The organism is Vibrio floridensis (assembly GCF_021852965.1).
Classification (GTDB): Bacteria; Pseudomonadota; Gammaproteobacteria; order Enterobacterales; family Vibrionaceae; genus Vibrio; species Vibrio floridensis.
The window spans coordinates 634,585-650,419 of sequence record NZ_JAKGCY010000001.1 but is presented as its reverse complement, the minus strand read 5'-3'; the positions used below and the strand labels follow the sequence as shown (position 1 = coordinate 650,419).

Here is a 15,835-nt window from a genome sequence, read left to right as displayed (position 1 = left end):
CATTATCACGGCGGGCATTACAGCACCTTGGCGTCGTTTTTTAATTTTTCGATGAGCTGATCCACATTCGCCACCCGCTCTCCGGCTTTGCGCTCTGTTGGTGTGTTCACCATCAGCAATTGCTGATGAGATTTAACCTCAATGGAAAACTGTTGTAGTGTGATCACATCCAGCGGTTTCTTCTTGGCTTTCATGATGTTGGGTAAAGAGGCATATCGCGGCTCATTAAGGCGCAGATCCGTACTGATGATGGCAGGAAGTACTAATCGCAACTCCTCCAACCCGCCATCGACTTCTCGCGTCACGTTGACCTGCTCACCCGAGACAACGACTTTGGAAGCAAACGTCGCGCAAGGTCTTTGGCTCAATGCCGCTAGCATTTGCGGCACTTGGTTGTTATCACTGTCGACGGACTGTTTTCCCAGCAGCACTAATCCAACCGATTCTTGCTCCATCAGACGATGGAGAATTTTCGCCACCGTGAGCGGTTCTACAGCCAACACATTTTGCGCATTCTCCACCACAGAAGAGAGATCGACATGAATCGCTCTATCCGCCCCCAGCGCCAACGCAGCCCTCAATTGTTCTTGGCAGCTTTCGTCACCGATGGAGACAACGATCACTTCCTCAGCATGGCCCGCTTCTTTGAGGCGCACGGCCTCTTCTACGGCGATTTCACAAAACGGATTGAGCGTCATTTTCACGTTGGTCATTTCAACGCCAGAACCGTCCGCTTTCACACGCGCTTTGAGATAAGGGTCGATCACGCGTTTGATACCCACCAATACTTTCACGTAGCCTCCTTAATGGACATCACCAACCATTTGAAATAAAGCCCATTAACTCAAACTCTTTACTTCAATGTCGTCAAATAACTGTCCGAAGATTTATTGCATTAACATTTGTGCAACATGGTAATTTCAGCTTAGTAAAGTTTACGTTTACGTCAACTGGACTATATTTAAGCCAATGAACGACTCTGTAGCGGCAGGTTTACATTATGGAAAGAGAATGCATGGAATTCGATGTGGTGATCGTTGGTGCGGGGCCAGCCGGTCTGTCAGCCGCTTGTCGTTTGGCGCAACTCGCCCAAGCCTCCAATCAAAGCCTCTCCATTTGTGTGTTAGAAAAAGGCTCGGAAGTGGGTGCGCATATCCTCTCTGGCGCATTGTTTGAAACTCGCGCATTGGCAGAACTTTTTCCCGATTGGCAGGATAAAGCCGCACCAGTCGACACGCCCATCACGCAAGATCGCCTGCTTTACCTCACTACCGAGCATAACCACATTGAAGTGCCTGCCTTTCTGGTTCCTAAATCACTTCATAATAGCAGTGACAACTATGTGATCAGCTTGGGTAATCTCTGCCGCTGGTTGGCCAAACAAGCAGAAGCCCTCGGTGTAGAGGTGTTTGCTGGCTTTCCCGCTAAAGAGGTGGTAATTAACGAAAGTGACATTGTCACCGGGGTCATTACCACCGACATGGGCCTGGACAAGCAATCTCAGCCCAAAGCAGGATTTGAAGCAGGCATCGAGCTAAAAGCGCGCTTTACCGTGTTTGCCGAAGGCGCGCGTGGTCATTTGGGTAAACAACTGATTGAGCACTTTGCTCTCGACCAAGGAAAGCCGCCCCAACACTACGCTTTGGGGATCAAGGAAATTTGGCAACTGCCTCAAGAGAGTCCAGCCTATCAAGCAGGCCACGTCACCCACTTCGCTGGCTGGCCTTTAAGTGACACTGACAGCCAAGGGGGTGGCTTTCTATACCATATGGATAACCATCAAGTTTGCGTTGGTTTGATCACCGACCTGAACTACAGCAACCCCTACCTCAGTCCATTTGAAGAATTTCAACGCATGAAACATCACCCCGCTATCGCCCCACTATTGCAAGATGCGGAGCGCGTCGCGTATGGTGCCAGAGCCATCACCAAGGGCGGGCTGCATTCACTGCCCAAGCAGCAGTTTGCTGGAGGATTACTGGTTGGTTGCGATGCTGGCACCCTAAATAGTGGCAAGATCAAGGGCTGCCATACGGCGATGAAATCGGGCATGCTCGCCGCTGAGGCCATTTTCAAAGCGTGGCAATCGCCCGAGCAAGACGTTGAAGCTGACTATCAAAGTGAATTTGAACAATCTTGGCTTTTTGATGAGCTCGCGCAGACAAAAAACTTCTCTGCCGCCCTACATCGCTATGGGCCGCTCGTTGGTGGGGCTCTGAATACCTTTGAACAAAATCTCTGGTATCCTCTCACCGGGCAAGCTCCCAGTTGGCGTATTGTGGATGATAGAGCGGATCACCTTTGCTTGGATGAGTGTGCCGTTGTCGCTCCCATTGTGTACCCAAAAGCGGACGGTGTATTGAGCTTTGACAAGCCTTCATCACTCTATCTTTCCGCCACTCAGCATGAGGAAAATCAACCCTGCCACCTGATGGTGAACGATCTCGACACCTCCCTCAAACGCCATCTGAATTTGTACGATGAGCCGGCACAACGCTATTGCCCCGCTGGTGTGTATGAGGTTATCGAAGGCGAAAGTGGTCCCCATTTGCAAATTAATGCCGCCAACTGTTTACACTGTAAAACCTGCGACATCAAAGATCCGTCAGGGAACATTACGTGGACACCGCCAGAAGGCGGTGGTGGACCGAACTACCAAAATATGTAAATCGATTTGCCATACAACACTCGGCTTCAAAAAACGCTTCGATTGGAAAATACCTTATTTAGAAAGTACCAAGCTCGAAGCGGAAGCCGTCTCGAATCAAAAATTAAACACGCTTCGATTGGATGAAGCGCACTTTGCTTTCTATGCTTATGTCAATAAGCCGAGTTGAGGCGAGCACAGTGTGAGAAATCAATTCGCTTTTCTAGCAATCATTCAGGTATTAAGTGACAAACACCAACTTTCATTTATAGCTCAAAATAAATATCGCCAACTAATGATAAAAATGATAAATTACGCGAAATTTTGGTAGGAAATCACAGTTTTTAATATATGGATGTAGGTTGCATTAGCAGCAAAAATACCAGCAACAGAAGGTAAACCATTCATGTTTTTAAAAAATCTATCCATCAGCAAGAAAATTGCCTCCTCATTCCTCATTATTGCTGCAATCAATATCACTTTCGGCATATTTTTAATTAAAGAGCTCAACACGGTAAAGAGTGAGTTGCTCAATTACACCGAAGATACGCTACCCGCGATGGAAAAAGTCGATGCCATTCGTGACAAAATCTCCTACTGGCGTCGTACGCAATTTGCCGTATTTGCCATGAGCGATACTAATGAGATCCGACAAACCATCACCCGTAACGAAAGCATCCGTCGAGAGATCGAAGCAAGTTTGGCTTCGTATGGAAAAAGCGTCTGGCCAGGTGAAGAAGAGCAAACCTACAACCGTTTGATGTCACTTTGGAGCGGTTACCTCAACACCATGGATAAGTTTAACGATGCTTTGCTTGCAGGCGACAAAGACGCCGCTTATCCAATCCTCACCAACTCACTGTCGACCTTTGAATCGATCGAGAAGGAAGTGAATACGCTGGTCGTGATCCTCAAAGACGCGATGGACAGCAACAAGAATCAAATTCTGTCGTCTGTTAACGGCCTAAATACGACATCTGTTATTAGCAACATCTCCATCTTTGCTGTGATGGTGATTATGACGCTGCTATTAACTCGTATCATTTGTGGGCCGCTGAACATTGTCGTTCGTCAGGCCAATGCCATCGCGAGGGGTGATCTGTCGCAAGATCTCGACCGAAATGCGATCGGTAACGATGAGTTGGGTGACCTTGCTGATGCAACCATTAAGATGCAAGACGATCTGCGCCAAGTGATCGACAACGTGATTGCCGCGGTAACCCAATTAAGCAGCGCAGTAGAAGAGATGACACAGATCTCTGAAATGTCCGCTTCTGGCATGAAAGATCAACAAATGCAGGTGACCTTGGTGGCCACCGCCATGACGGAAATGAAAGCAACCGTGGCAGACGTTGCACGCAATACCGAAGACTCTGCATCACAAGCGTACGACGCGAATCGCCGTACTCAAGATGGTGCGAAAGAGACGCATCAAATGGTGGTATCGATCGAAGAAGTGGCCGACATCATTGGCAAAGCGGGCGACACGGTGGCCGAGCTCGAAGCACAATCGAACCAGATCAACGTTGTGGTGGATGTGATTCGTGGTATTGCCGACCAAACCAACCTCTTGGCACTGAATGCAGCGATTGAAGCGGCGCGCGCTGGCGAATCTGGCCGTGGCTTTGCGGTTGTTGCCGATGAAGTAAGAACCTTGGCTGGCCGTACGCAAGATTCTACCGGTGAAATCACCGCAATAATTGAGAAGTTGCAAGAACTAGCAAAACAAGCCAAACATGCGACCGAAGATTCACGAACCAGCATTAGCGCCTGTGTAGAGCAAGGTAACAATGCTCAAGAGTTAATGGGATCGATTGAAAAGTCCATCGCGCACATTGCCGATGTGGGCGCGCAAATCGCCACAGCATGCGGACAACAAGATTCCGTTGCAGAAGAACTCAGCCGCAATATCGAGAACATCCACTTGGCCTCGCAAGAAGTTGCCCAAGGTTCACAGCAAACCGCGCAAGCGTGCCGTGAATTGACGCAGCTTTCCGTCTCGTTGCAAAACGTGATGAGCCGTTTCAAACTGAATTAATATCACCACCCCGGCCTGAGTGCTGGGGTTTTTCTTAGGGAAATAACATGAACTTTAACAAGACCCTTCTATCCATTGCCATCGCTAGCGCCAGTCTCACTCCGGCTTTCTCTTACAGCGCACCTCTCTTACTCGACAACACGGTTCACCAAGCCAGCCAAATCGCTGGGGCCAATGCTTGGCTTGAAATCAGCCTCGGCCAATTCAGAAGCAACATTGAACAATTTAAATCGCACATGGCCCCACAAACCAAAATTTGTGCGGTGATGAAAGCCGACGCTTATGGCAACGGAATTCGTGGTTTGATGCCAACCATTCTTGAACAACAAATTCCCTGCGTGGCTATCGCCAGTAATGCGGAGGCTAAACTCGTCCGAGAAAGTGGCTTCACCGGACAACTGATCCGCGTTCGTTCTGCGAGTTACAGCGAAATTGAACAAGGTCTCGGTCTTCAAATCGAGGAGTTGATCGGCAGCGAGCAACAAGCGCGTGACTTATCGGCGTTGGCAGAAAAGCACAGCAAAACCATTAAAGTTCACCTTGCTCTTAACGACGGTGGCATGGGCCGTAATGGTATTGATATGAGCACTGAGCGTGGACAAAAAGAAGCGGTCGCCATTGCAACGCACCCTTCGGTTGCCGTGGTCGGTATCATGACCCATTTCCCGAATTACAATGCAGAGGATGTACGAACAAAGCTAAAAAGCTTTAACCAACATGCACAGTGGTTAATGGAAAGTGCAGGGCTAAAACGTGAAGAGATCACCCTACATGTGGCCAATTCCTACACCGCGTTGAATGTCCCTGAAGCGCAGTTGGATATGGTTCGCCCAGGTGGTGTGCTCTATGGTGATCTCCCGACCAACCCTGAGTACCCTTCTATTGTGGCGTTCAAAACCCGCGTTGCTTCACTTCATTCGCTTCCGGCAGGCAGCACCGTGGGTTACGACAGCACGTTTACCACAGAAAATGACGCGGTGATGGCAAACCTCACGGTCGGCTATTCCGATGGCTACCCACGAAAAATGGGCAATAAAGCGCAAGTGTTGATCAACGGTCAACGCGCCAATGTGGTGGGCGTTGCTTCAATGAATACTACGATGGTGGATGTGTCCAATATCAAAGGCGTGTTACCGGGCGATGAAGTGATCTTATTCGGCAGTGAGAAGAAGCAACAGATCTCGGTCAGTGAGATGGAAGAGTATGCAGAAGTGATCTTCCCTGAACTTTATACGCTATGGGGAACCAGTAACCCACGCATTTACGTCAAGTAGCTCATATACCCAAACAACTTGAAGTTGCAGGTAGGCGGCAAATGAGTGAGTCCCCATGAGCATAGATATGCTATGTGATTGGGCCGGGCTGGCGTGCCAGTGAACGAATGCAGCCAACACCGCTGCAGCTTCAAGTAGGAAGGGTATAAGCGACCCCAAGCCGTTGCTTGGGGTCGCTTTTCAAGACGTCAAAACAGTAGCCAAAACAAAAACACCGCTACATGCGAATTCCGCCATCCACTTCCAGCACTCGTCCTGTAATGTACTCGTTTTCGAAAATAAACTTCACCGTGTGCGCAATTTCGCTGGCTTCGCCCATTCGCCCCACGGGGATCATTTTCTCTAGTCTGGCGATGGCCTCGGGTTTCATCTGATCCGCCATGGCGGTGTGAATCACACCGGGCGCGATCGCCGCAGCGCGTATGCCGTAACGTGCAAGCTCTTTGGCCCAAGTGGTGGCCAACGTCGCCACCGCCGCTTTTGATGCCGAATAGTTGGTTTGACCGATGTTGCCCGCGCGGGACACGCTGGAAATGTTGATGATGACCCCTTTGCGTCCGGTTTCAATCATTTTGACCGCCGCTTCACGCCCGCACAAAAACGTGCCAGTGAGGTTGACTTTGATCACCGAGTTAAACTGCTCCAGTGACATTTTGCTGATGTTGCCGTCTTGCACTTTGACCAGCATGCCATCGCGCAAAATCCCGGCGTTGTTGACCAGCCCATCAAGTTGTCCAAAATCTTCGACGATCTGCTCGAAGGTGCGCTCCACTTCCCCTTCATCCGTCACGTTCATTGGATAAATCAGCGCTTTGGTGCCCAACATGTGGCATTGTTCTTGGGTGTGGCGTAGCCCTTCTTCGTTTAAATCCAGCAGGGCTAACTCAGCGCCAGCATGCGCCAGCGTCACCGCCATCATTTGTCCTAACCCTTGCCCTGCTCCTGTAATTGCAATCACACTCTCTTTTAGATGCATTTTGATTCCCTCAATCGCTAAAACAAATCGCGGTACTTTTGACCCACTTACTCTTTGTTATTCTTGGCATAAAATTCAAATAGGCTTGAGAAATCCAACTCCTCATTGCCCGCGGCGTTGTGAAACGCGTAGAGATTGCGTGCCAGCGCCCCCATCGGCACCGAAGATTGGCTCTTTGCTGCGGCATCTAACCCCAAACCGAGATCTTTGAGCATCAATTTACTCATAAAACCGGGCTGATAACCGCGGCTGGCGGGGGCGTTTTCCATCACGCCCGGACACGGATTATAAAGCTCCAAAGCCCAGTTTCGCCCAGAGCTTTGCAGCATGATGTTGGAAAGAACAGTCGGGTCGAGACCGTTATCAATGCCGAGGTTTAACGCCTCACACGTTCCAGACATGAGGATGCCCAGCATCAGGTTATTGCAGATTTTGCCCATCTGGCCATCACCCGCTTGGCCTGCGTGGAAGATATTTTTACCCATATTTTTGAGAATGGTTTCGGCGCGAGCAAACGCGTTGTCAGAACCGCCAACAATAAAGGTCAACGTGGCCGCATGAGCCCCCGCGACGCCACCGGAAACCGGCGCATCCACAAAATCCAAACCTCGTTTAGCCGCCTCTTCTCCCACCAATCGAGCCGATTGCGGATCAATGGTCGAAGAGTCGATGAGTAAGCTGTTTTCGGCCACCAGTGCCAACAGTCCTTTGTCGCCTTGGTGGGTGCCAAGATAGACACTGCGAACATGCTCACCTGCGGGCAACATGGTGATGACGCAACTCACGTCTTGAGCCAGCTCTTCAAGGTTTGCGCACACGCTCGCCCCTTGCTGTGCCAACTTCTCGCACGCGGCTTGGTTGAGATCAAACACCTTGACTTGATGGCCTGCTTTAAGCAGATTTTCCGCCATTGGCGCACCCATATTACCCAGTCCGATAAAGCCGATGTTTTGCATAACGTTCTCCATGTTCTTTACGCTTGGCTGTGACTCTGCGCGTGCTGCATTCCACGCCTGTTTACAATGCCTGATTGGCAAGACTTTGAGTGACCTGCTTTGCGCACTGTGAGCGACTAATATTTCCCCAGTCGTGCCAGTGGGTGATCGTCCTCCGACCACAATGAGGTAAACAGCGCATCAATGACGCTGCTGTCCACATCGGCCACGGTTGGGTAAAGCCAATTCGGTTGGCCATCTTTGTCGACAAGACGCGCTCGAACGCCTTCTTGGAACTCTCCCAATAAGCCACACTGCACCGAGATACCGAGCTCAAGGCGGAAGCAATCCGCCAGTGACAGTTCGTGATAGTCTCGCGCTTGGCGATAGCAAATGTGCGCAGTGATTGGGCTACCTTGTGCCAAGTTGTGCTGCGCCCCTTTCAACCAGTCACTGCCTTCCAAAGCCAAAATGGACTGCACCACTTGCGCGACATTTTCCCCTTCGCACGCCTGCTGTATTTGCTCAAAATAGGGCATAAGCTGGTGAGAAGGTTGATGCGACAACGCGTGCTCCGCCAAGTTTTCCAGAAGCTCGGTCACCACTTCGTAGTGATCCTCTGCGCTCGACCAATGCGCGTGTTGCAGTTGATCCAGCAGCACATCCAACTCTTCTGGCAGCAGTAAATGATCGGCAAAGTGAATCTTCAGCGCATCGCTGGCGTTAACCATGACGCCCGTCAACGCGAGAAATAGGCCAATACCCGGATCGAGACGATTGAGGAACCAAGTGCCACCCACATCTGGGTATAGACCGATGCTGATTTCCGGCATAGCCAAACGCGAATGCGGTGTCACGACCTTATGGCTGGTGCCCATATAAAGCCCCATGCCACCGCCCATCACGATGCCGGCCCCCCAGCCAATAATCGGCTTGGTGTAAGTATGAATGAGGTAATCACACTGGTATTCCAAGGTGAAATAGTCGGTCAGAAAGGCGCGAGCCGACGCTTTGCTCTCGCTACTCATCACGTGATGCATGGCTCTTACATCGCCACCCGCACAGAATGCTTTTTCACCCGCGCCTTTGAGGATCACACAAATGATTTGCTCATCTTCGTGCCATTTCTCCAAGGAGTTCTTTAATGCCGCCAGCATCTCTTCGCTCAGCGCATTGAGGGCAGATGGGTTTTCGAGTGTGGCAACGGCAATACGATAATCGCCTTCCCTACAAGGGTATTCTTCAAAGCTGACTCGGCCTGTCATAGTGCCTCCTATTCAGCGTGACTACTGATTTTTCCATTGTGGTGCGCGTTTCTCGAGGAATGCTTGCACCCCTTCTTGCTGATCTTGCGTATCGAACAACTGAATAAACAACTCGCGCTCACGTATCAGACCCATCGACAGCGGCGCTTGGCGCGTATTCTGAATCAGCTTTTTACAGGCAGAAACTGAACTGGGGGACTGGTTGGCCACTTGCTGCGCCAACGCTTGTGCTGCGTTCAGCGCTTCCCCTTTGGCCACCACTTCTTCGATCAATCCGATGCTCAGCGCTTTTTCCGCGCTCACTTGCTCACCACATAAGATGATGCGTTTGGCCCATCCTTCGCCGACCAAGGCCGTTAAGTTTTGCGTGCCCCCCGCACAAGGCAGCAGCCCCACTTTCGCCTCGGGTAAGGCGAGCACCGCCTGCTCTTCGGCAATGCGAATGTCACAAGCCAGCGCAACTTCGAGCCCACCGCCCATGGCATAACCATTGATCGCCGCAATAGAAACACCGCGAAAAGCTGAGAGTGTCTCGAACGCTTCACCGAAAATACGCGCCATGTCCACCGCGACGCCCTTGTCTCCCGAAGCGAATAATTTAAGATCGGCCCCAGCGGAGAAAAACTTTTCGCCGTCCCCGGTCAGCACTAAGGCGTAAATCGCCTTGTTGTCATTCAGTGCTAACACCGTCTTCTTTAGCTCGGTCAGAGAGTTTGCCGTCCATGTATTGGCAGGAGGATTGACCATGGTGATCGTCGCCACATGACCATTGAGGCAGAGTGAAATACCGTTTTCACTCGGTGGAATTATGTCAGACATTCCTTTTCTCCTTGGATTGCTCGCCGCTAGAGCAAACTGGATTGCTGTGACAGCAAACGACGAGCCACAATCAAACGCATAATTTCATTGGTGCCTTCCAAAATTTGATGCACGCGTACATCGCGGAAAAAACGCTCCAGCGGGTACTCTTTGATGTAGCCATAGCCGCCATACAGCTGCAGCGCTTCATCACACACTTTAAAGCCAACGTCCGTAGCAAAGCGTTTGGCCATCGCGCAATACGCTGTCGCATCCGGGTCGCCCTTATCCAGTTTGCTGGCTGCAAAGCGCACCAGTTGTCTTGCGGCAACCAACTCTGTCGCCATATCAGCCAAACGAAATTGCACCGTCTGGAACTCAGCGAGCGTGTGGCCAAATTGTTTTCGCTCTTGAACGTATTGCGTGGCCAAATTCAGCGCCTGCTGCGCGGTGCCCACCGAGCAGGTCGCAATATTAATACGACCGCCATCGAGCCCTTTCATGGCGAAGCGAAAACCGTCCCCTTCTTCGCCTAAACGGTGATTGAGCGGAATTCGCACGTTATCAAAAGTAATAGAACGGGTTGGCTGACTATTCCAGCCCATTTTCGGTTCTTTTCGTCCATAGCTGACCCCTTGCGCATCCGCAGGGACCACAAACGCCGAGACCCCTTTTGCCCCTTCGCTCCCTGTACGCGCCATCACAACCAACACTTGCGTTTCCCCCGCCCCTGAAATAAATGCCTTCGCGCCATTAATCAGGTATTCATCCCCTTGGCGCACGGCGGTGGTTTTCAATGATGCGGCGTCAGAGCCCGAGTTGGGTTCGGTCAAACAATAGGAGCCAAGCAAATCACCTGAGTTAAGCCCTTGGCAATAAAGCGATTTCACTTCCTGCGTGGCAAAACTGCCCACCATCCAATTGACCATGTTATGAATGGTCATAAAGGCGGTGGTGGAGGTGCAACCCATCGACAGTTGTTCAAAAATGATCGCTGCATCCAACCGGCTCATTCCCAAACCGCCCTGCTCTTCCGGTGCATACAGGCTGAGAAAGCCGAGCTCTCCAGCCTCTTTGAGCACCTCAACAGGAAAAAACTGCGTCTCATCCCACACTGCCGCGTTGGGCATTAATTTCTCTTGGGCGAACTGCGCTGCGGTGTCAGCAAAGGCGCGTTGGTCTTCATTGAGTTCAAAATCCATCTTTCTTTTCCTCATTCCTCAAGGCGTGCATTGGGCGTTAACGCAGTTGAATGGTCATGTTTGGCCCGCTAGGCAAGTCTTCTTCAAACCAACGTGCCGTGACGGTTTTAGTCTCGGTATAAAAACGCACCGCCTGCTTGCCGTAAGCATGCAAATCCCCATAAAAACTGCCGCGCCAGCCGGTAAATGAGAAGAAAGGCAGTGGTACTGGGATCGGCACATTGATGCCCACTTGCCCCACTTGGATCTGATGTTGGAATTTTCTCGCCGCGGCCCCATTGGCAGTGAAAATCGAGGTGCCATTGCCATACGGATTGCGGTTAATCAGCGCAATCGCCTCTTCCAAGCTATCCACTTCCAAACACACCAGCACCGGGCCAAAGATCTCTTGCTGATAGATGCTCATCTCTGTGGTGACACCACTAAATAGCGTTGGGCCAACCCAGTTGCCGTTAGGGTATCCTGCCACTTGGCATTGACTGCCATCGAGCTCACACACCGCGCCTTGCGCTTTGCCTTCAGCAATTAAGCTCAACACGCGCTGCTTGGCGGCGGCGCTGATAAGTGGGCCATAGGCTGCCTTGGCATCGTCCCATGCACCGGGTTTGACTTTGGCCAGCTCGGCTTTGAGATCCGCCACCCAATGCTTGGCATCGCCAACCAATACCGCCACGGAGATCGCCATACAACGTTGCCCAGCGGCTCCGACCGAGGCACCAACTAAGTTACTAAGTACCTGCGCTTTATTGGCATCGGGCATCACCACCATATGGTTTTTCGCCCCAGCAAACGCCTGCACACGCTTGAAGTTTTGCGTGGCAGTTTGATAGATGTATTGCGCGGTCGGCACCGAGCCAACAAATGAGACAGCACGAACGTCCGGATGCGTGAGAAGAAAGTCGACCTGTGCTTTACCACCATGCACGATCTGCAACACCCCATCCGGCGCACCAGCATCGGCAAACAGTTGCGCTAAACGCACTGACGTCAGCGGCACCTGTTCAGAAGGTTTCAGTACAAACGTATTGCCACTGGCAATGGCAATTGGGAACATCCACAACGGGATCATGGCAGGAAAATTAAACGGTGTAATACCACAACACACACCCAACGGCTGGATGAGCGAGTAGCTGTCGATATCAGTGGCCACATTTTCCACCGTCTCTCCCATCATATTGCTGGCGATATTGGCCGCTTGTTCCACCACTTCTATCCCTCGCCACACATCGCCTTTGGCATCTGCAAGAGTTTTGCCCGTTTCTTGAGAGAGCAATTGCGCCAGCGCATCGTGGTTTTCTTTGAGCAAATGCTGATAACGCAACATCAATCTGGCCCGTTCAGAGACCGCAACCTCTTTCCATGATTGGAATGCTTCACTTGCAGAGGTAATCGCATTGGTCATTTCTGCTGGCGTGGCGCAAGGCAGACGAGCAATCACCTCGCCGGTGGCTGGGTTGGTCACATCAATCCATTCGTTGCTCTGAGATTCGACAAACGAACCTTGGATAAAAAGAGGTACTGATTGGGTCATGTTGGCTTTCCTTATGGTTTCATTCGTCCTGAATCTGTTTGTGTCTGCGTTCATTGCGTCGTTTTCATTCGTTGCATCGTGTTAATGACACCGGTGTATTGGCCACTCAAAACACGGGGATTTCGATACCAATGGCGGTCGCTTCACCACCACCAATACACAGTGCAGCCACACCTTTGACACTGCGACGGCACTTAGCGTCGCCATTGGTGCCCAACGCTTGTAGTTGACGCAAGCTGTGAATCAAAGTGACTAAAATTCGGGCACCACTGGCACCAATAGGGTGCCCTAACGCACAGGCGCCCCCTTTGATGTTGACTTTGTCTACGGCCAAGCCGAGCTGCTGAATAGCAATTTGTGTCACGACGGCAAACGCTTCGTTGATCTCCCACAAATCCACCTCGTCGATTCCCCAATCAAGCTGGCTGAGCAGTTGCTCAATCGCGTAAACGGGTGCAACGGTAAACTCGGTGGGCAAGCGAGCATGGCTTGCGTGGCCGCGAATGATCGCCAGCGGTGTTAAGCCTTGTTTTTCGGCCCAATCACCATCGGCCAATATCAGTGCTGCTGCACCATCCGCAATCGCACTGGAATTGGCGGCGGTCACCGTACCGTCATCGGCAAACGCGGGTTTCAGTTTGGGAATTTTGTCGAGCTGAATGGTGGTTGGATGCTCATCATGATCCAGCGTCATGCTGCTGCGTCCTTCGAGAAAAATCGGGGTGATTTCCTCTTTGAACTGCGCTTCGTGCTGTGCCTGAGTCGCACGCTGCGCCGATTGAATGGCCCAAGTGTCCATTTGCTCTCGGGTGTAATTGAGTTTGTCAGCGATTTGCTGCGCATAAACGCCCATAAAATGGCCCTCATAGGCATCTTGCAATCCATCAAGAAACATATGATCGAAGGTGGTTTTGTGGCCCATTCGCATGCCGCTGCGCGACTCTTTCAACAGATACGGGGCGTTGGTCATGCTCTCCATTCCTCCTGCAATCATGCAGCATTTATCACCCGCTTTGAGCTGATCATAGGCCAACATCACCGCTTTCATCCCAGAGCCACACACTTTATTGACTGTGGTACAAGGCGTGGAATAACCCAATTCGGCTTTCAGTGCCGCTTGCCGTGCGGGGGCTTGACCACACCCTGCGGGCAACACACAGCCCATATACACTTCATCCACTTGTTGCGCGGACAACGAAACGGCATCCATCGCCGCATGAATCGCAGCAGCGCCTAATTGCGGTGCACTCAGGGCGGCGAGCGCCCCTTGGAATCGCCCTATCGGGGTACGTTTTGCTGCCACTATCCAAATTGATTTCGCCATATTCGCTCCCTGCCGCGAGAAACGCGTTTTACTCAAATTCGCTCTGGCGGCTTTCTTGACGTTTACGTAAGCATAGCACTAACATTTACGTAAACGTAAAGAAGCATTTTTTTAACAATGGCAATTTTCATGAACACCTCGCGTGCCATGCTGTGGCTCATCAACATCGCATAAATACCTCTAAGGGGGTCTGAAATGGAAACGTTTAAAATCAGCGAACTTGCAAAAGAGTTCGACATCACGACGCGCAGTATCCGTTTCTATGAAGACGTTGGCTTGTTGCAACCAGAGCGCAAAGGCAACACCCGAATCTATCAGCGCCGTGATAAAACGCGGCTGAAATTGATTTTGCGAGGGAAAAGGCTCGGCTTTTCATTAGCGGAAATACGAGAACTGTTCGAGCTGTATGATTTGCGCCAAAGCGAAACTCAATTGGTCAAAATGCTCAATATCATTGATGAGAAGCAAGCGATTTTGCAGCGTCAGCTCGACGATATTAGCGTGGTCATGAGCGAGCTCGATGCAGCCAAACAGCGCTGCCAACACGCACTGCATGAACTTGCCAGCCGATCAAAACGGGCTTAACCAGTGCGATAAATCCACCCTCGGGATAGGTAGTGAAACACCCGCATGGCTGCTCAGGAGGCGCTATGAAAGATAGGTTTCAACCCCTCAATTTCGGACTTGGCGACACCATCGATCTGCTCAGAGAACAGGTCAATGCTTTTGCTAACGAACATATCGCGCCACTGGCGGCAGACATCGATCGTGCCAACCATTTCCCCGATCATTTGTGGACTAAGCTGGGTGAAATGGGATTGCACGGCGTCACCATCAGTGAAGAATATGGCGGCGCAGATATGGGGTATCTCGCGCACGTCGTTGCAATGGAAGAGATCAGTCGCGCCTCCGCCTCCGTGGCACTGAGCTATGGTGCCCACTCCAACCTGTGCATTAACCAAATCTACCGTAACGGCAACGCGCAGCAAAAAGCCCATTACTTGCCTGCATTGATTTCTGGCGAGCACATTGGCGCACTCGCCATGAGCGAGGCCAACTCCGGCTCTGACGTGGTGAGCATGCAGTTGAAAGCAAAAGAGAAAGGCGATCATTTCGTGCTCAACGGCAGCAAAATGTGGATCACCAACGGCCCCGATGCACATACATTGGTGGTGTACGCCAAAACCAATCCCAAAGCGGAGGCGCATGGTATTACCGCGTTTATTGTTGAACGTGCATTCCCCGGTTTTCACTCGGCTCAGAAGCTCGACAAATTGGGCATGCGCGGCTCAAACACCAGCGAATTGGTGTTTGAAGATTGCCTTGTGCCTAAGGAGAACGTGTTGGGTGAAATCAATCACGGTGTGCGGGTATTAATGAGTGGTTTGGACTACGAACGCGTGGTGTTGGCCGGAGGGCCTCTCGGTATTATGCGCAGCTGTTTGGATGCGGTGATTCCGTATATTCACGATCGTAAGCAGTTTGGCCAGCCGATTGGCGAGTTCCAATTAGTGCAAGGCAAATTGGCGGACATGTATACCCAAATGAACGCGGCACGCAGTTACGTCTATACCGTCGCAGCAGCGTGCGATCGCGGAGAAGTGACGCGCAAAGACGCTGCTGGCGTGATCCTTTACAGCGCCGAACTGGCCACTCGGATGGCACTTGATGCCATTCAGCTGCTTGGCGGCAATGGCTACGTCAACGAATTCCCCACCGGCCGCCTGCTACGTGACGCCAAGCTGTACGAAATTGGCGCCGGAACTTCGGAAATCCGCCGCATGCTCATCGGCAGAGAGCTGTTTAACGAATCTCGCTAATTTCAGCGAGGCGAAGCGATGCCCG

Annotated in this window: 13 protein-coding genes; 5 read left to right on the top strand and 8 right to left on the bottom strand. The window is 51.3% G+C overall.

The features are described from left to right. Positions 1-17 precede the first annotated feature (17 nt). The gene (locus LZU85_RS02715; protein WP_237286303.1) at positions 18-794 is read right to left on the bottom strand and encodes an electron transfer flavoprotein subunit beta/FixA family protein; all 777 of its coding nucleotides are present in this window, start codon (positions 792-794) and stop codon (positions 18-20) included. 206 nt (positions 795-1,000) lie between these two features. Here LZU85_RS02715 and LZU85_RS02710 point away from each other — a divergent pair, with 206 nt between their 5' ends. The 3 genes from LZU85_RS02710 to alr all read left to right on the top strand — a co-directional run bounded on the left by LZU85_RS02710 (position 1,001) and on the right by alr (position 5,959). Next, complete coding sequence (locus LZU85_RS02710; protein WP_237286302.1) at positions 1,001-2,668, top strand: electron transfer flavoprotein-ubiquinone oxidoreductase; 1,668 nt, start codon at positions 1,001-1,003, stop codon at positions 2,666-2,668. A gap of 385 nt (positions 2,669-3,053) precedes the next feature. Next, positions 3,054-4,685 carry a methyl-accepting chemotaxis protein gene (locus tag LZU85_RS02705; RefSeq protein WP_237286301.1) on the top strand — a complete coding sequence of 544 codons (1,632 nt, stop codon included), beginning with the start codon at positions 3,054-3,056 and terminating at the stop codon, positions 4,683-4,685. 47 nt (positions 4,686-4,732) lie between these two features. Continuing rightward, positions 4,733-5,959 (top strand): alanine racemase, encoded by a 1,227-nt coding sequence (gene alr, locus LZU85_RS02700; protein ID WP_237286300.1) that lies wholly within the window; start codon positions 4,733-4,735, stop codon positions 5,957-5,959. Positions 5,960-6,176: 217 nt separating this feature from the next. Here alr and LZU85_RS02695 read toward each other — a convergent pair whose 3' ends face one another. From LZU85_RS02695 to LZU85_RS02665, 7 genes are all read right to left on the bottom strand, one after another. Then, on the bottom strand, positions 6,177-6,935 hold the full coding sequence (locus tag LZU85_RS02695; protein ID WP_061058032.1) for an SDR family oxidoreductase: 759 nt from the start codon (positions 6,933-6,935) through the stop codon (positions 6,177-6,179). 47 nt (positions 6,936-6,982) lie between these two features. Then, on the bottom strand, positions 6,983-7,903 hold the full coding sequence (gene mmsB, locus LZU85_RS02690) for a 3-hydroxyisobutyrate dehydrogenase (RefSeq protein WP_155116724.1): 921 nt from the start codon (positions 7,901-7,903) through the stop codon (positions 6,983-6,985). Positions 7,904-8,007: 104 nt separating this feature from the next. Then, positions 8,008-9,135 carry an enoyl-CoA hydratase/isomerase family protein gene (locus tag LZU85_RS02685; protein ID WP_237286299.1) on the bottom strand — a complete coding sequence of 376 codons (1,128 nt, stop codon included), beginning with the start codon at positions 9,133-9,135 and terminating at the stop codon, positions 8,008-8,010. A gap of 21 nt (positions 9,136-9,156) precedes the next feature. Continuing rightward, positions 9,157-9,954 (bottom strand): enoyl-CoA hydratase, encoded by a 798-nt coding sequence (locus LZU85_RS02680; RefSeq protein WP_237286298.1) that lies wholly within the window; start codon positions 9,952-9,954, stop codon positions 9,157-9,159. Positions 9,955-9,980: 26 nt separating this feature from the next. Further along, entirely contained in the window at positions 9,981-11,135 is a 1,155-nt protein-coding gene (locus LZU85_RS02675; protein ID WP_237286297.1) for an acyl-CoA dehydrogenase family protein, read from the bottom strand. A 37-nt stretch (positions 11,136-11,172) separates the two neighbouring features. Next, on the bottom strand, positions 11,173-12,666 hold the full coding sequence (locus tag LZU85_RS02670) for a CoA-acylating methylmalonate-semialdehyde dehydrogenase (RefSeq protein ID WP_237286296.1): 1,494 nt from the start codon (positions 12,664-12,666) through the stop codon (positions 11,173-11,175). Positions 12,667-12,772: 106 nt separating this feature from the next. After that, positions 12,773-13,990, bottom strand: coding sequence for a thiolase family protein (locus LZU85_RS02665; RefSeq protein ID WP_237286295.1), 1,218 nt, complete (start codon positions 13,988-13,990; stop codon positions 12,773-12,775). A 195-nt stretch (positions 13,991-14,185) separates the two neighbouring features. Between LZU85_RS02665 and LZU85_RS02660 the strand changes: the two genes are divergently transcribed. Further along, positions 14,186-14,575, top strand: coding sequence for a MerR family transcriptional regulator (locus tag LZU85_RS02660; RefSeq protein WP_011081446.1), 390 nt, complete (start codon positions 14,186-14,188; stop codon positions 14,573-14,575). A gap of 65 nt (positions 14,576-14,640) precedes the next feature. Next, a complete protein-coding gene (locus LZU85_RS02655) occupies positions 14,641-15,810 on the top strand; it encodes an isovaleryl-CoA dehydrogenase (protein ID WP_045598114.1) in 1,170 nt (389 codons plus the stop codon). Positions 15,811-15,835 lie beyond the last annotated feature (25 nt).